This window comes from Acidiplasma aeolicum (assembly GCF_001402945.1).
Classification (GTDB): Archaea; Thermoplasmatota; Thermoplasmata; order Thermoplasmatales; family Thermoplasmataceae; genus Acidiplasma; species Acidiplasma aeolicum.
The window spans coordinates 1-16,753 of sequence record NZ_LKBG01000089.1 but is presented as its reverse complement, the minus strand read 5'-3'; the positions used below and the strand labels follow the sequence as shown (position 1 = coordinate 16,753).

Here is a 16,753-nt window from a genome sequence, read left to right as displayed (position 1 = left end):
AAATAATTTTGTACAAAAATTTAAAAAATAGTATATTATATATTTTTAGGAAGCCATGGACAATAAATTATTAATTGAAAAATTAATTGATGCTGCTGGAAAGGAAAATGTATTTACCGATAATGAGCATTTGATAATATACCAGCGCGGTAGTATAGACCCTTTAAAACACATGCCACTGGCAGTTGTAAAAATTACAGATGAAAAAAATATTTCCAGGGTCATAAAGATAGCAAATGAATTTAATATTAATATTATAGCCAGGGGAGGTGGATCAAGCCCAACAGGCGCTGTTGTGCCTGATGATAATACATTAATAATGGATTTAAGGCCGCTTAACAAAATAAACGTTTCAATTGAGGATGGATATGTTGAGGCCTATGCTGGTGCAACACTTCAGGAGGTTAATGAGGAGTGTAAAAAATATAATTTTTTCTTTCCGCCTGACCCATCGAGTGTGAGCGTTTCAACTGTTGGTGGCGCCATAAACGAAAATTCTGGAGGTATGAGATGTGCACGCTATGGTGTGGTTAAGGACTGGATATTAAAACTGGATGTGGTTCTTGCAGATGGCAGTGAAACCACATTCGGTGAGGCCATATATAAAAATAGAGGGGGATTTAACATAATTGACCTGATTGCTGGAAGCGAGGGGACATTATGTATTGTCAAGAAGGCATGGCTAAAAATCATAGCAATGCCCAAAAAAATTTACCGCATTGCCGGATTTTATGATAATATAAATGATGCAATGGATGCCATACTGGCCATTAGAAAATTAAATCCGCTCATACTTGAGTTCAGTGACTATTATGGCATAGTGGCGGCAAATAAAATTAGAGGATTTTCATACCCTGAAACACGCGGTGGCATGGTATTAGCAGATACAGATTTTGATGAATCCTATCTTGAAGACATAAAAAAGATCATGGAAAAAAATGCAAGCAAAATTATAATTCCTGAAAATAAGGATGAATTCAACAATATTTTTGAGGTTAGAAGAATTGCCTTTACAGCCCCTGGAATTCTATTCCCCGGATTTATAGATGGTGATGTTGTTGTACCGCTTTCAAAATTAAAGGATATGATAAATTTTGTGTACAAAACAAGGGAAAAATACGGTGTATACATAGCAACATGCGGGCACGCGGGGGATGGAAACCTCCATCCACAGATTGGTGGAAATCCTGATGACCATGAAAACTGGAGGAACGTTTTGCTTGCCATGGATGATATAAACATTGAGGCTGTAAGGCTTGGTGGATCAATAAGCGGTGAGCATGGAATTGGAAGAATTAAAAAAGATTTGTTATTAAAACAGTTAAAATACAAAAAGCAGGATGAAACAATTATTATAATGAAAAATCTAAAAAAGATGTTTGATCCAAAAAATATTTTAAACAGGGGTAATTTCTTTGACTGAATTTGAAAAAATTTTAAATGATTTAAAAAATGAGAGCTCAAAATGTATCAGCTGTGGATTCTGTGATTCTGTATGCCCAACATATAAAAGTTCAGGATATGACATGGCAAAAACAGCACGTGGAAGGGCGCAGACCGGACTAAATGTTTTTAGGGAAATTACATTAAATGATTTAAGCCTGAACGTTTCAGATACATTTTATTCATGCCTGGACTGCCATGTATGCCTTCAGGTCTGTCCAACAGGGGTTGATGCCGGAAAAATTAGTGATATAGTAAAGGCTATTATCTCTGAAAAATACAAAAAACTTCAGAAGCCTGAGGTTAATTTAATAATAGAAAATATTAAAAAATATAAAAGTCCGGTTCCATTAAAAAAGGTATCATATGAATGGTTAGGCCATATAAAATATGGGAGATCTGACACCCTTCTTTATACAGGTTTAATGTACCAGCTCATGCCGTATACTGAAAATATGGAGAGAATGAGAAAAAAATTAGGAAATAAATTATTTCATATTATGATATCTATGGCATCGGTGATTCCGGTATTTTCGAGATTTGGAAGGCCTGATAAAAGGATGCTTGACAGGACAAATAACACATTAATACATATTGTGGAGCTTTTAAACAAATCAGGGATATCATTTGATGTGCTTGGATATAATGAGCCGTATCCGGGCACACTTTTATATGATTATGGATATATAAATGATTTTAAGGATTATATTACCGGCGTTTACAACATTTTAAAAAATTATAAAAAAGTAATAACAGTTGACCCGCATACATATAATATATTAAGATATGAGTATAAAAAATACATACCAGATTTTAATATTGATGTTTATTATTACACAGATTTTTTAAACAAATCAATGTTTACTAATTCAGGAAAAACAGTTGCATTCCATGACCCATGCCATTTTCAGGGCAATACGGAATATAATGGTGCCATTAATATTATATCCAGTGTTGCCAAGGCTGTAAAGCCTGAGAGAAATTCAAATTTAACGTACTGCTGTGGAGGACCTGATGAACTCCTATATCCAGACCTATCCATGAACATCTCCAAAAACAGGTATAACCAGCTCATTGAGAAATCGCAAAATATTATCACGGCATGCCCCATATGCTCCTATTCACTATCCAGAAATGGAAATGTAAATGATCTGGCAGATTTTCTGGTAAAATGCATAAAATAATTATCCATTAAATTTATTAGGCAAAGAGAGATGGATTTTAAATGAATGACTCAAATTCCGGTGAACTTCAAAGACACCTGACATTCAAGGATATTTTCTTTTTATCCTTTGGTGGGATGTCCCCATTATTAAGTATACTTACATACGGAGCATTTGCATTCACACTTGCAGGCTATGATGCACCAATTGTTATGGTTATAGGAACATTGCTTGTTCTTATTAACGGGCTTTCAGTTAACCAGTTATCAAAAAGATTTTCCACATCTGGAGGATATTACACATATGCATTTCAGGCCCTTTCAGCCAATGTTGGGTTTGATACAGGCTGGATGTATATGTTTTATTCAATATTATACGGCCTTGCATACCTTGCAGGTGCAGTTTTTGTAATTTCATTAATCCTCGGAATACCGGTTTATTTTTCATTCCTTATTATATCTGTACCATCTGTAATATTATTAATAATTGGCATTAAAACCTCATCAAGGTATGCAATATACGCCGTTACACTTGAGGTTTCATTTATGGCCATAATGGTAGTTCTATCGTTTTTCATAACCCACGGGAATTTTTATACACCCTCATTTTCAAGGTATCCAATAACATCAGCAGGGCTGTTTCTCGGTATTTTATTCGCCATGGGTATACCAACAGGTTATGGAACCATAACACCAATATCTGGTGAGGCCCAGGATGCCAAAAGGGTCATAGGAAGGAGTGTAATAGCAGTGATACTATCCGGCGGCATTCTGGCAACTGTTGTTATATATGCCTTTGCAAACATCGTCCTGCAAACACATTACTCCATACCATTTTCAGATAAGCTGCCAATTATAGACATAATACGTTATGATTTTGGAAAATATGGTATATATTTATATTATGCGGTGGCCATAGCAACGGTAAATGATGCGATTCTTGCATTCCTATCATTTGGGTCAGCGGCATCCAGGACATTGTTTAGAATGGGCTATGATAGAACAATTCCATCAATATTCTCAAAAAATGTCAAAAATAACCCAATAGTTTCAGTTATTACAGTTAGCATTGTAATGATGATTATACCTGCCCTAATGTTCAGGTATATGAGTCCAGAGATAGTGTTTATCTTCCTTGGCACAGTTGCCTCACTGGCAGGACTTTTTATTCATTTAAGCGCCAACTTCTCACTGATGAGGATAGGATACAGGCGTGGAAGAAGATTAATATCCAGAATGGAAAGAAAATTATGGAATTATATAATTGACTACCGCGAGTTTATTCTTGCCTCTGTGGGTGCATTAATAAGTTCAATAGTCCTTGTTTATTCTGCATACTCCACGGTTCCATATTATACAACAATATTTCTTACATGGGTCGTTATTGGATTTATTTTATCTGAGGTAAAGGCAATAGTTACAAAAACACCATACATGCCTGATATAGGCAGGGAGGGGAAAATAGTTGCAGAGAATCTTACCAGCATGACCGTTGCAAAGGCCAGAAATCCTGCCACAGATGTGATTGTAAATATAAATGATACATTGAGGTCTGCAATGGAAAAAATGCTATCAAAGAATATGCCCGCCTCAATAGTTGTAAATAATGAGAGTAAGCCCATAGGTACAGTTTATTTAATAGACATATTATTGCTGCCACAGATAGCAATAGAAAAGGGTAAAATTAATCAGATTAGAATAGAAAAGGTTGTGAATATAGGTGAGAATGAAAACATTACAGATGCAATAAGATTGATGAAGGAAAATAATGTGCCATTGCTTGCAATAATAGATGCCTCTGGGAAATGCACCGGAACAGTCTCTGAGAGGGAGGTGTTGTTACAGCTTGGAACTGTAAAAAAGGACGATGACACGGGTGCCCAGGCCACTGAATAAAATAAAAAAATTAAAATTTTTAAAATTTAAAAAAAATTAAAATCTTGCAGCCATTAAATATCCTGAAGAACTCCCTGAGGATCCATATGATCCCCCAAAGACAGATGTCATTGAATCTATAATTGAGTATGCAATTTTTTTGAGCACATTGGCAAGGCTAATATTTGCAAGGAATAAAAATGCCATATTTTTCTTGTATCCAAATCCTAGGTAAGCATGTAAATAGCTGGCATTACTGGCATTAATAACACTGTATTCAAAGCCGTTGTATGTTTGATTCTTCATTATAAACTTGATCCCAGCGGGCAATTCAGTAAGAATAGTTTTATAACCAGATTTTGCAAGTGATGTGTTGTTAAATTGTGCCTCATAAACATAAAAAGCCGTGGATGGAGATGAACCTGTTGTATTGTAATAAACTATTTCGGTTTTTGTTGTATTTTTTGCTGGGCCCTGGGACATTACCTTTGAAACATTGTATGAATTTCCGGTGATGCCTTTTACTGTGGACTGGCTTGGGAAACCAAAGTGTGATTCCGAGGAGGCTATATAGTAATACGCACCTGCAGCAATGATGATTATGACGACCACTACGACTATCGTATACTTTATTTTACTATTCATATAAATTAATAAATTAAGAGATATAAAAATTTATGTATAAATACGAAAATATAATTTTATTATATACTCATAAAAAATTAAAAAATAAAAAAACATTATAAATGAAATTGGCATTTGTATCCATGGTATCGGCAAGGGTAAATAAAATAAACGAGTCGGCAACTGTAAGTATGTCAAACAGGGCTGCAGAATTGAAGGCCGAGGGAAAAAAAATTTATAATTTTGGTATAGGTGAACCAGATTTTAAGACACCGCAATCAATTATTGATTATTCATATAAAATGGCAGGTGAGGGAAAAACACATTACACACCATCTGCAGGAATCCCCGAACTCCGGGAGAAAATTGCGGAGAAAATGAAAAAAAAGAATAATATTGATGTTTCATCAAAAAATGTGCTTGTTACACCTACAAAATTCTCACTAAACCTTGCCCTTTATACAATAATAGACCCCGGTGATGAGGTCATGCTTCCTGCACCATATTATGTATCCTACACAGATATAATAAAATTAAATGAGGGAAAGGCACTTATATTTGATACTGATGAAAATTATGAGTTTGATTTTGACAAGATGCGCAAAATGGTATCCCCAAAAACAAAGGCGTTTATGTTAAATAATCCTGTAAATCCAACGGGAAAGGTATATTCAGAGAGGACATTAAGGCAGTTATCTGACTTTATATTAGAAAATAATTTATTTTTAATATCGGATGAAATTTATGAGGATTTAATTTACAAGGGAAAAATGTTCTCACCCGGTTCAATAAACGAAATGAAAGAAAAAACAGTTACCTTAAGTGGATTTTCAAAAAGTTATGCAATGACTGGATGGCGCATAGGGTATATGGTTGCACCCGAGGATATCATAAAGGCAGCGAATAAGGTACAGCAGCAAACACTTACATGTGCGCCATCAGTATCCCAGTATGCAGCACTGAATGCACTAGATGACGAGGATGATGTAATAGAGATGAGGAATGTTTTTAATAAAAGACGCATGCTTGCATTATCATTATTAAAGGAGATTGATGGCATAAATGTTTATGAACCTGAAGGCGCATTTTATATATTTCCGGGGTATAATAAGGATATAAAATCAAGTGAACTTGCCATGGATCTTTTAAATAACCAGAATGTAATAATAACACCAGGACTGCCATTTGGAGCTGAAAAGCATTTCAGAATTTCATATGCAACATCCGATGATGTTATAACAGAGGGGATTTCAAGAATAAAAAAATATTTTAACTCAAAGAATTGAATTTTTTGCAATAAAATGTTAACATATATTATAAATTTTTAAATATTAAAGTGTAAAAATGCTTTCATTTAGTTTATAAGGCTGTGGCCACCATCAACGGGTATTATGGCACCATTTACCCATGACCCATCAGGACTGCACAGAAAATATATCACCTTGGATATATCCTCAGGGGGAGTTTCAAGATCGCCAAGGGTCCTTAATTTTGTGTAATCCTCCTCTGGCATAAAACTCTGTATTATATATTCTGGTGCCACAGCGTTAATTCTTACACCCTTTTTAATCAACTCAGCAGCAATAATTTTAACTGATTTATTTAGGGCATATTTTATAACTGTGTATGATAGCAGATTTGATCTGTTCTTATTATCCACATCCGAATTGCTTACCAGTATTATAGAAGAACCTGAAGTCAGTAAATTAAGGAAGTTTTTAATCAAAAGCATTGGTATTTTTAAATGATTTTTAAACATTTCATCAATCCCTGAAAGGTCCTCAACAGTATCCTCAATATATCCACCTATGGTTATTACAAGCGCATCAACATTCTGTGAAATATTTTTAACCTTATCTGATAATGATTTACATGATTGATCATCCTTAAGCTCCTGTGCTATATAATCTATCCTTCCATATTTTTCCAGTTTTTTCTTTATATTTAAAAGGTGGTCCTCCTTTCTTGAATTGATAATCACATTGTAATTATTTTTTAAAAATTCATATGCTGTGGCCTCACCCAGATATCCAGTACCTGCTATTACAGCTGTTTTCATAATTTAATATTTATACTTAATAGTTAAACTTAATGGTGCTTTTAATAATTTAATATTATATTTTTTGAATACTTTTGTATTTTAAATAATGTTTATATAAAAACCTCATATAATATTTATGGTGATATTTTTGCAGGAAGGGATAAAAAGTGAGGATATGCTAACAATTTATTATACAATGGTGAAGAGCAGGCATTATGAAGAAAAAATAAGGGAGATTTATCTTAATGATAAAAAACCTTTATTTAATATAGCAGCAGGTAAAATTCCGGGGGAGATGCATTTATCAGCAGGTCAGGAACCAACCGCAGCATGGATGTCCGTTTTATTAAGGGATGATGACTTCGTTTACAGCACGCACAGGCCGCATCACACTGCAATATCAAAGGGCGTTGATTTAAACAAAATGACTGCGGAAATCATGGGCAAAAAAACAGGACTTGGCCATGGAAAGGGCGGACATATGCATTTATTTGATCCACAAAAACATTTTGCCTGCGCTGGCATAGTTGGATCCTCGTTCCCTCCTGCTGTTGGGGCGGCATTAAGTTTCAAACTTGATGGAAAGGATAACGTGGCTGTTGCCTTTGGTGGTGATGGATCACTTAACCAGGGCATGTTCATGGAATCAATGAATTTAGCATCCCTATGGAAGCTGCCTGTAATTTTCATTATAGAAAATAACGAGTGGGCAATTTCTGTAAATGTAAAGGATTCAACACCACTAATAAGAGACTCTGACAGGGCACTTGGTTTTAACATGCCATCAAAATATGTTCCAGATAATGACCCTATACAGATGTACCTCGCTGCCAAGGAGGCTGTTGAAAGGGCAAGATCAGGAAAGGGACCAACGCTAATAAGCATAGATACATATAGGTATTACGGGCATTTTGAGGGTGATCCGGAGGTATACAGACCAAAGGATGAGGTTAAAAATTTAATGGCAAAGGATCCAATAAAACGCCTGAGAGATCAGATATTAAATGAAAAACTTGCATCAGAGGATGAAATTGAAAGGCTTGAAAATTCTGCACTTGAGGAAATAGATCAGGCGGTTAAATTCGCCGAGGATAGCCCTGACCCTGATGGTAATGATGCACTGGCTGATGTTTATGCTCCTGGCTATTATGAACAGGAACCAAAGTCCAGGGGTAGAAAATTGCCAATGTATATGGCAATATCCGAGGGGATATCACAGGAAATGGAAAAAGATTCCTCGGTACTTTACATGGGTGAGGATGTTGGTGTATACGGCGGAATTTTTGGTGCCACAACCGGACTTTATAAAAAATTTGGACCTGAACGTGTCAGGGATACACCAATAAGTGAGTCAGCATTTATAGGTGCATCATCAGGTCTGGCCGCAGCAGGAAAGAGACCAATAGTTGAATTGATGTTTACAGACTTCCTTGGAGTAACATTTGACCCAATTATGAACCATATAGCAAAAAATTATTACATGTCCGGTGGGAATGTAAAGATGCCAATAGTAATTACAACGGCAATTGGTGGTGGATATGGTGATGCTGCACAGCATTCTCAAACACTATTCCCAATATTCGCACATATACCCGGATTAAAGGTGGTTGTTCCGTCCAATAGCTATGATGCCAAGGGGCTAATGATTTCTGCAATAAGGGATGATAATCCTGTAATTTACATGTTCCATAAGGGTCTTATGGGACTTCCATGGATGCCCTATCCGCAATCTTCTGTTGTTGAGGTTCCTGAGGAGGAATATACGGTGCCAATTGGAAAGGCAAAAATAGTAAAAACTGGTAATGATATTACAATTGTTTCCGTTGGATCAACAGTCCATATGGCACTTGAGGCTGCAGATGAGCTTAAAAAGGATGGAATAGATGCTGAGGTAATAGACCTCAGGACTGTAAAACCAATTGATAAGGAAACAATTCTGAATTCCATTAAAAAAACGGGATATATGCTTGCTGTTGATGAGGATTATGAGAGTTATGGCCTCACCTCTGAGGCAATATCCATTGCATCGGAACTTGGGTTCAAGGATTTAAAGACCGCACCAAGAAGAATTGCATATCCGGATATACCCGTGCCATACAGCAGGAATATGGAATCATTCTCACTTCCAAGCAGCGAAAAAATAATAAAAACAGTGAAAGAGATGATAATGTGACGCTAATAAAAATGCCATCCATATGGAACTTTGAGGAACTTGGTAAGGCTGTGGTAACACAGTGGTATGTAAAGGAGGGGGATTCTGTGAAGGAGGGGGACCCGGTATGCCAGATTATGGCTGCAAAGGTTACCGTTGAGGTCCCATCACCTGTCACTGGTACAGTTAAAAAGATAATGGCTGAAATGAATCAGGAAATATCCCCAGGGGACCCATTAATGGATGTTGAATGATAAAATTAATGGCAAATTTAGTTACATTAAATTTTATATTTTTTAAATATTAAAAAATATTTTTGTTTATAATTTCAGCAACAGCATCAGGTTTATTGATCATTGGTACATGTCCCCCGTTTTTAATAATAAATAATTTACCATTACTGACATTTTCCTCGAGGATTTTGGCATGTTTAATATTTATTCTTGGGTCATCATCGCCCCATATAATTATTGTTTTTGATTTAATTTTATTTAGGTCATCTGCTTTTATCATATAATTTTTGGAATTAATTAATATATTTTTCATTATATCAAGATCGTTGCCAGGTTCCAGCCTGTTAAGTTTATCAAGAAATGCATTAATACCTTCCATTGGTATGCCGTCACAGCATATACCTGCAGAGTCAATAAGTATCAAATAATCCGGGGATTTAAAATGAATTGAGTAATAGGCCGCCACCCAGCCACCATAGGAGTTGCCTGCCAGTGCAAACTCCTTATTGACCGTATTTTTTATTATTTCATCCACAACACTGCACTGTAAATCCAGCGTGTATTCAATTTTTGGTTTTGCAGATCTCCCATGGCCAAGCAGATCCGGCGCTATAATTTCAAAACGGCTGTCCAGTCTTGTAAATAGTTTTATCCAGTTATTGGATATCCCACCGAGACCATGCAGTAATATTAATGGAAATTGACCGTTTCTATGTAGATATGAAATGACGCCAAATCCTGTTTTTAATTCAAGTCTTTCGATATCAAACTGCATTTATGGTCTAAAGTTCTCAATATTATATTTAAGTTCCGATAGGAATCTGGCCGCAGGTGCACCGTCTACCGCACGGTGGTCAACAGTAATTGATGCGGTCATTATCTTTCTTATCTCAATCTTCCCATCAAGTACAACAGGCTTGTCCTCTGTCCTACCAATGCTTAAAATTGCAACCTGTGGCCAGTTTGGTATTGACATAAAATATGATACACCAAGGCTTCCAAGATTGCTTATTGTAAATGTGCCACCGGTAATATCAATTTCTTTTATTATACCATTTTTTGCCCTCGCAATTAATTCCCTGTATTCATTATCAAGTGTTTTAATATCCTTTGTGTTAACATTCCTAATAACTGGAACTATCAAACCTATTTTTGAATCAACTGCAATTCCTATATTATGGCTATCATATGTAATTATTTCGTTATTTTTTATTTCAGAATTCATGTATGGATAATGCATTAATGTATTACTGATAATTTTTATTAGTAAAACATTCATGGATACGCCTGCAGATTTGTATGCTGCCATAAAGTCATCCATTAAAATTTCTGAATACAATGATATAATTGCCGATTCTTTTAAACCGGAAACAAGATGGTCAGCAATCATCTTCCTTATTCCGGTAATTGGCTTTCTTTCAATTACATGGGGATAAAAATTCTCAGCTATATATTTTTTAATATAGTCCATGGTCAGCAGGTTTTTATCCACGTTTAGTGAATCCAGATTAATGTTATACTGATCGGCCAGCCTTTTTATATCGTTTAAATTGGAATCCATATCACATTATTTATTATGACTATTAAATATATTATGTTAATACGAATATTTACATAATGAGCCATAGTGCCATGTCAGCGGGTCCTTATTTACAGAGAATTTTTATCCTCTAATAAAGTCCTGATTTCTCCTTAAATAACCCTGTATCAAAATGTAGCCATGATCTAATTAACAGAAAAACATAGCTCCGGGCAGATTCGAACTGCCGTCGACTGGTCCAGAGCCAGTAATGCTTGGCCGCTACACCACGGAGCTTTAAAAATGTATTACAATTAAATATAAAAATGTTAATAGGCTTAAACCAATTACAGTTTTAATGTTTACAGCAGGAAACAGGCTTAAGCTAACAATTTTTGGCTCATCGCACGGCCCTTACATAGGTGGCATACTGGATGGGCTTCCGGCGGGTGTTAATATTGATATGGATTATATAAATAAATGGCTTGATCGTAGAAGGCCCGGGATAAATTCAATAACAACACAGAGGAAGGAATCAGACAGAATAGAATTTATCTCAGGGCTTAAGGAATTTTATACTGATGGATCTCCACTTGGCTTTATTTTTAGAAATGAGGATTATATAAACAAACATTATGATTATATTAGGGACAATCCCAGACCAGGGCATGCAGATATTACAATGTATTATAAATATGGTGAATACAGAAATTACGAGGGTGGCGGTTTTTTTTCCGGAAGAATGACCCTGCCTCTTGTTGCCGCAGGGTCCATTGCCATGCATATATTAAAAAATATTAATATAAGCATAGTTTCATATATAAAATCTGCAGGCGGATTTAATATTCAAAATGAAAATATATCTGATGAGGACTATTCATACAGCTTCAGGACCAGAATGCCAGACCCTGATCTTGATGATAAACTTTATAACAAAATTCTTGAGATCATAAAGGATGGTGACAGCCTTGGTGGAATAATAAAAACCATTGCATATAATATTCCACCGGGTATAGGTGAGCCATTCTTTGACTCTGTGGAGGGCACAATAGCCCATTTAATGTTTTCCATACCGGGATTAAAGGGCATAGAATTTGGTGCCGGTTTTAAGCTTGGTTCAATGTCCGGTTCACAGGCCAATGATACGTTTTATTACGACGGTGATAAAATAAAGACCAGAACAAATAATTCTGGTGGTATACTTGGTGGGATTACAAACGGCATGCCGCTGGAATTTAGTGTTGTTATGAAGCCAACATCATCAATAAGAAAGAAACAGGAAACTGTTAATCTGAAAACACACCAGCCATCAGAAATACAGGTGATTGGCAGGCATGACCCCTTTATAACCCTAAGGGCTGTTCCTGTGGTTCAGGCATTAACAGGATTTGCAATACTTGATCTTATTATGTCAGATTCATCTCAAAAGAAATGGGATATATTTAACAGAGGAGATGGCAATTAATATGGATGCAATCAGGATAAAGCCTATGGAATATTTTGCAATTCTAAACGCTCCTAATACAGTGTCCATTAAGGTTTTGAAGCTATCCTCCCGACCCATATGAACCGTTGTATAAACTGTTTTCATTCCGATTTTTACGTCAGAGATATCATTTATTGCATCTTTAACAGCAGTTTTTATTAGATTCACCACATCATCAGGATTGCAGTTAAGGCCCAGAGGATTTATATCAAGATTGCTTGCATTTACAACGTGATTGTCAGTGGTGTATATTTCAAGGTTATCTACAATATCACTAAGCTCATTCCTTGATTTCTCCATAATATCATGTGTTATATTATTGGAATCTGTAAGTACTATTGCATTATATTTTCCATTAATCTCCATTGCAAGTGCCTGAATACCCATGGCCGCCAGCCCACTAATTCTGGCCGATATTCTGGAATAGCCAATTCTTGCAGGATATGCATCAGACAATTTTGAAAAGGCCCGTTTCATTTCCGGGATAAACTGGGAGCAGTTATCAAGTTCAGGGGCATTTTTGGTAAAATCATTCTGTGCGTCAATCAGGGCAAAATCATCCATGCCGGAATCCCTCATGGCGCGGATTAATATTAATCCGGATTCCAGTGAGATATCGTCGAATTTCTCACTTTCCGGAATTATTGCTGAGAACCCATAATTACCAAACTTTTGCATTGATATTTCATAACCATTAACATTTATCTTTTTCATTTCAGATACTGTGCCCGAATAGTGCATATCCTTCAAACCCTGTTTAACAGCATCGGCAATATTTTTTATATCTGATTCACCACCACAGTTATTGCTGTTTGTTGTTGCGGTGTGAAATACCATTATGTTATCCATGTTAAGCTCGTGGCTTAATTTTTCAGGAAGATTGCTGCTGCAGAGGTTTCCAAATGGGCCGGGATGGACATACGGAAATATTAAAATAACCTTGCTTTTTTCACAGTCCTTTATATCAACTGTTTTAACTGGTATTTTTACCCTTTTATTATATATTTTCCCAAAAAATGATTCACCAACACTATTATCCTGAGATCTGTTAAGGAAAAAATTGATTATTTCTGGAACACTTGCACTGTACTTTCTGGTGAATTTTTTTGTGGTTAATGTAATAAATAGGTAAGAAAATAAAAGAAATATTGCAGAGGAAAAAGATACTGTAAATAAAAACATGGGCAGGTACGGTGTTTTCAAAAATATGAAGAGTGAGGATATTAAAATGGAGTATGAATAATCTGGAGATAGTATAATTGCATAATGCATATTTCCGGGATAATAAACATATAGAATCAAAAAACGAAGGAACACTGCTATTGATGTTGATATGCCTATTAAATATACAATATTAAGGCCGATTATTGAATTAAGTGCAAGGAAAATCCAAAGAAATAGGGATGCTGAAAGAAATGACATAAAATCCAGATATATTATCCTTCTTGAGTTAAAGGATTTATTTGTCAGTCTTATTGTTATAACATCCATGGCAATAAAAACAAAAAATGGAATTATTGATAAAAAAATAAAATTAACCATGCTTTTTATTAAAAGAAAATTTATAATATAAATAAAAAGTACTGGAAATATGAAATAGTACCATTTCGGTGATTTTTTAATGTATCTTGAAATGCCCGCCAGGGTCTTATTGCTTTCCATTTACCACCGGATTATTTTATTAAATATAAATATATTTTTTACATTATTTTGAATTTATAATAATCAGTGCACAAGCCTCTTAATCTTGAAATAACCATAACCTGTTAAAATTCTTACATACTCTGGAAGTTTTTTACTGGTATTGATGTCTATATAAAGGTCTTTGATATCATTTAATTTTTCCTCAGTGGAAACAATTATTATATTATCAAATCCAATTAAATCAAAAACACGCCCTGATATCTGTTTATTCCCCCTGCCAAGCAAAAAGCCCTGGCCACCAATGGGTGATATTATCATAACAGTCCTTTTTTGGCTAACATAATGATAAATTGTCGGCTCATCAATATCCGATGCAACAAGGCTTTTGTTTAAAATAAGATCAAAGCCAAGTATGTTTGTCTTTATTCCAAGGTTCAACAGTATTTCCTTACATGTGGTTCCAGGACCTATTAGATAATATGTATTGTTATCCATATTGTCAATTATATACTCTGCTATATCCCCTGCAGAACCCTGAGAATACTCTGCCTTTGAATTAATTACAACATCGCCTGATTTTATAATTTTCATTAAACCATAATTTTTTATTGAAAGTCTCCCATTTCTGTAATCCTCCTCATTTATGTCATTTACCTCAGCGTATGTTGTTTCATAGTTTTTTGATGATACCAGACTGTTAAAAAGTGATGCGGCGTGTTCAGCGTTAATTGAAAATACAGAACTGTACATTTTTACACCTGCAGGTATTCCAATAAATAAAAATCCGGTGCCGCATGAAACGATATCCCTGGCAGTTCCGTCACCACCAACAAAACAGACAAAATCTGGATTTACAAGTGATTTAATAAAATTTACCGTATCCTGAGATGATGATGGATATTCTGGATAATATGTTATTTCATATTTATATGAGAATTCATCAAGCAGATATGACCCCATATAACCATAGGGAACATAAAATAAGGAATCACCCGGAATTATTTTTGATAAAAATTTTCTTGCAACACCAAGAGAATAAGATTTTTCAATACTTTCAAGCTTCAGGTTATCTGAGCCCTTATTATTGATCTCACCACCATAGCCCGCAAGCGGGTTTACAAAGAATCCTATTTTCATTTTTAAATCCTGTATAAACTGTTTTCTTCCGGTATTATCATATTAACATTATTATTTTTAATTAGTTCCCTGTATGAAAATTCTGATAAATGTGTTGGCATAAAGATTCTGGATTCACTTTTTTTAAATGCATTTATTGCGTCCTTAACAGATGAATGCCCAAATTTTGGGGCCTCGGATGAAAGTCTTGACGGAAATGTTGCCTCATGTATAAAAATATCTGAATCATGGCCTGATGTAATCACATCCTCTGAATATGATGTGTCCCCTGAATAAAATAAAATTTTATCAGATTTTATTCTGTATGTAATGTCCTCAACTGTATGAATTCCATTCCCAGTTTCAATATTTTCATAATTATCTGTAAAAAAGAAATGTTTTTTAAAATCATCAGGCGAATTAAATATATCCAAAAGAGTAAAAACTGATTTTTCAATATTGCGTGGACCCATGATTGTTATATCGCCATCAATATTCCTTAATGCTCTCTGCCATAAAAGATCGGGCAGGCCGGAAAAGTGATCCAGATGCATGTGCGTGATTAATACAAGATCAATTTTCTCCAGTTTGATTCCATTATCTATTATTGACTCTGCAGTGTGTGGGCCGCAATCAAGTAGTATATGATCATCAATTAAAAACGATGTATTTTTTCTATTTTTCTCTATTTTTGCACTCCACGTGCCAATAACCTTTATATCCATAACAGATTATTTTGATTGATTATTAACATTTTTCTAATGGATGTTCCATTTAATGGTTTTTATAATTTCAAATAAATTATTAGATTTGACTGAAAAATCAGAATACTTTAACATTTCCACGTTTGAGGGGTTAAATGCTATAAAATATCTGGACGCCCTTTTCATTGATAAATCCATGAATGAATCACCAACAGATAATGTTTCATCCTTATCTATTCCAAATGTCTTTTGTATAAGTCTTACATTGTAATCCTTTTTTAACGGGTCAACATTTTTGACAATTTTCATGTTCTCAGTATCTATTTGATTGCCTATTGCATAATCGAATCCATACATGGTGCCAAGATACTCTGCAAATTCATGAACACCGGCGGAAACTATAGCAGTTTTTATGCCCATTTTCTTTATTTCTTCCATTGTCATATGCAGATTTGGTGATATATCATTTAGATTAAGATATCTGGCCATATTTCCAGATCTTAATGAATTATAAAGATGTGCGGGTATATTATGCCTGTAAAGGTAATCAAAAGTATAAATCATTTTATCTCTTTTTATTTTATTTCCAGATATTTTATCGATTAAAACATCCCATGAATTTCTGTTCTTTAACAGCACACCATCCATATCAAATACTATCAATTTAATATCATTTAATTTCTTAATATCTTTATATACATTTTCCATCCCTTCCGCATACTATGCATTTTCCTGATGTTTTATCATTGTAAAT

The 16,753-nt window shown here is 34.8% G+C and carries 15 protein-coding genes and 1 tRNA gene; 7 read left to right on the top strand and 9 right to left on the bottom strand.

Features of this window, described 5'->3' with window-relative positions; translation table 11 throughout:
• Window positions 1–55 precede the first annotated feature (55 nt).
• The 3 genes from AOG54_RS02730 to AOG54_RS02720 are packed head-to-tail and all read left to right on the top strand — an operon-like array spanning window position 56 to window position 4,501.
• Complete coding sequence (locus tag AOG54_RS02730; protein WP_048101468.1) at window positions 56–1,423, top strand: FAD-binding oxidoreductase; 1,368 nt, start codon at window positions 56–58, stop codon at window positions 1,421–1,423.
• On the top strand, window positions 1,416–2,627 hold the full coding sequence (locus AOG54_RS02725; RefSeq protein WP_052656738.1) for a (Fe-S)-binding protein: 1,212 nt from the start codon (window positions 1,416–1,418) through the stop codon (window positions 2,625–2,627). Before AOG54_RS02730 ends, AOG54_RS02725 begins: the two co-directional genes overlap by 8 nt.
• 41 nt (window positions 2,628–2,668) lie before the next feature.
• Complete coding sequence (locus tag AOG54_RS02720; RefSeq protein WP_048101469.1) at window positions 2,669–4,501, top strand: amino acid permease; 1,833 nt, start codon at window positions 2,669–2,671, stop codon at window positions 4,499–4,501.
• 36 nt (window positions 4,502–4,537) lie between these two features.
• Here the strand turns inward: AOG54_RS02720 and AOG54_RS02715 are convergent, their stop codons facing one another.
• Entirely contained in the window at window positions 4,538–5,125 is a 588-nt protein-coding gene (locus tag AOG54_RS02715) for a hypothetical protein (RefSeq protein WP_156150298.1), read from the bottom strand.
• 107 nt (window positions 5,126–5,232) lie between these two features.
• Between AOG54_RS02715 and AOG54_RS02710 the strand changes: the two genes are divergently transcribed.
• Entirely contained in the window at window positions 5,233–6,390 is a 1,158-nt protein-coding gene (locus AOG54_RS02710) for a pyridoxal phosphate-dependent aminotransferase (protein ID WP_236692446.1), read from the top strand.
• A 68-nt stretch (window positions 6,391–6,458) separates the two neighbouring features.
• On the opposite strand, the gene AOG54_RS02705 is transcribed toward AOG54_RS02710, so the two are convergent.
• Complete coding sequence (locus AOG54_RS02705; protein ID WP_048101471.1) at window positions 6,459–7,163, bottom strand: SDR family oxidoreductase; 705 nt, start codon at window positions 7,161–7,163, stop codon at window positions 6,459–6,461.
• 130 nt (window positions 7,164–7,293) lie between these two features.
• Between AOG54_RS02705 and AOG54_RS09495 the strand changes: the two genes are divergently transcribed.
• Both AOG54_RS09495 and AOG54_RS02695 read left to right on the top strand, forming a co-directional pair.
• Window positions 7,294–9,318 carry an alpha-ketoacid dehydrogenase subunit alpha/beta gene (locus AOG54_RS09495; RefSeq protein WP_197065853.1) on the top strand — a complete coding sequence of 675 codons (2,025 nt, stop codon included), beginning with the start codon at window positions 7,294–7,296 and terminating at the stop codon, window positions 9,316–9,318.
• Complete coding sequence (locus tag AOG54_RS02695; protein ID WP_048101472.1) at window positions 9,315–9,551, top strand: biotin/lipoyl-containing protein; 237 nt, start codon at window positions 9,315–9,317, stop codon at window positions 9,549–9,551. The genes AOG54_RS09495 and AOG54_RS02695 overlap by 4 nt, the downstream gene beginning before the upstream one ends.
• A 49-nt stretch (window positions 9,552–9,600) precedes the next feature.
• Here AOG54_RS02695 and AOG54_RS02690 read toward each other — a convergent pair whose 3' ends face one another.
• The 3 genes from AOG54_RS02690 to AOG54_RS02680 form a co-directional block, all read right to left on the bottom strand.
• A complete protein-coding gene (locus AOG54_RS02690) occupies window positions 9,601–10,305 on the bottom strand; it encodes an alpha/beta fold hydrolase (RefSeq protein WP_052656740.1) in 705 nt (234 codons plus the stop codon).
• Entirely contained in the window at window positions 10,306–11,091 is a 786-nt protein-coding gene (locus AOG54_RS02685; RefSeq protein ID WP_054964419.1) for a 2-oxo acid dehydrogenase subunit E2, read from the bottom strand.
• A gap of 182 nt (window positions 11,092–11,273) precedes the next feature.
• Window positions 11,274–11,346 (bottom strand) — tRNA-Gln (locus AOG54_RS02680).
• Window positions 11,347–11,407: 61 nt separating this feature from the next.
• On the opposite strand from AOG54_RS02680, the gene aroC reads away from it, so the two are divergent.
• The gene (gene aroC, locus AOG54_RS02675) at window positions 11,408–12,514 is read left to right on the top strand and encodes a chorismate synthase (RefSeq protein WP_055032377.1); all 1,107 of its coding nucleotides are present in this window, start codon (window positions 11,408–11,410) and stop codon (window positions 12,512–12,514) included.
• Here aroC and AOG54_RS02670 read toward each other — a convergent pair.
• From AOG54_RS02670 to AOG54_RS02655, 4 genes are all read right to left on the bottom strand, one after another.
• The gene (locus AOG54_RS02670; protein WP_055032376.1) at window positions 12,467–14,197 is read right to left on the bottom strand and encodes a DUF2070 family protein; all 1,731 of its coding nucleotides are present in this window, start codon (window positions 14,195–14,197) and stop codon (window positions 12,467–12,469) included. The genes aroC and AOG54_RS02670 overlap by 48 nt on opposite strands.
• A 63-nt stretch (window positions 14,198–14,260) precedes the next feature.
• Window positions 14,261–15,316, bottom strand: a complete 1,056-nt coding sequence (locus tag AOG54_RS02665) for an ATP-NAD kinase family protein (protein WP_054964454.1) — start codon at window positions 15,314–15,316, stop codon at window positions 14,261–14,263.
• Window positions 15,317–15,318: 2 nt separating this feature from the next.
• Window positions 15,319–16,020 (bottom strand): MBL fold metallo-hydrolase, encoded by a 702-nt coding sequence (locus tag AOG54_RS02660; RefSeq protein ID WP_048101477.1) that lies wholly within the window; start codon window positions 16,018–16,020, stop codon window positions 15,319–15,321.
• Between the two features lie 33 nt (window positions 16,021–16,053).
• Window positions 16,054–16,707: an HAD family hydrolase gene (locus AOG54_RS02655; RefSeq protein ID WP_055032375.1), complete on the bottom strand. Its 654-nt coding sequence runs from the start codon at window positions 16,705–16,707 to the stop codon at window positions 16,054–16,056.
• Window positions 16,708–16,753 lie beyond the last annotated feature (46 nt).

What these genes read in the sequence shown, in the direction of transcription:
- AOG54_RS02655 (WP_055032375.1), bottom strand. Translation starts at nt 16,707, where the DNA reads ATGGAAAATGTATATAAAGATATTAAGAAATTAAATGATATTAAATTG.
- AOG54_RS02730 (WP_048101468.1), top strand. Translation starts at nt 56, where the DNA reads ATGGACAATAAATTATTAATTGAAAAATTAATTGATGCTGCTGGAAAG.
- aroC (WP_055032377.1), top strand. Translation starts at nt 11,408, where the DNA reads ATGTTTACAGCAGGAAACAGGCTTAAGCTAACAATTTTTGGCTCATCG.
- AOG54_RS02670 (WP_055032376.1), bottom strand. Translation starts at nt 14,197, where the DNA reads ATGGAAAGCAATAAGACCCTGGCGGGCATTTCAAGATACATTAAAAAA.
- AOG54_RS02660 (WP_048101477.1), bottom strand. Translation starts at nt 16,020, where the DNA reads ATGGATATAAAGGTTATTGGCACGTGGAGTGCAAAAATAGAGAAAAAT.
- AOG54_RS02690 (WP_052656740.1), bottom strand. Translation starts at nt 10,305, where the DNA reads ATGCAGTTTGATATCGAAAGACTTGAATTAAAAACAGGATTTGGCGTC.
- AOG54_RS02720 (WP_048101469.1), top strand. Translation starts at nt 2,669, where the DNA reads ATGAATGACTCAAATTCCGGTGAACTTCAAAGACACCTGACATTCAAG.
- AOG54_RS02705 (WP_048101471.1), bottom strand. Translation starts at nt 7,163, where the DNA reads ATGAAAACAGCTGTAATAGCAGGTACTGGATATCTGGGTGAGGCCACA.
- AOG54_RS02715 (WP_156150298.1), bottom strand. Translation starts at nt 5,125, where the DNA reads ATGAATAGTAAAATAAAGTATACGATAGTCGTAGTGGTCGTCATAATC.
- AOG54_RS02685 (WP_054964419.1), bottom strand. Translation starts at nt 11,091, where the DNA reads ATGGATTCCAATTTAAACGATATAAAAAGGCTGGCCGATCAGTATAAC.
- AOG54_RS02665 (WP_054964454.1), bottom strand. Translation starts at nt 15,316, where the DNA reads ATGAAAATAGGATTCTTTGTAAACCCGCTTGCGGGCTATGGTGGTGAG.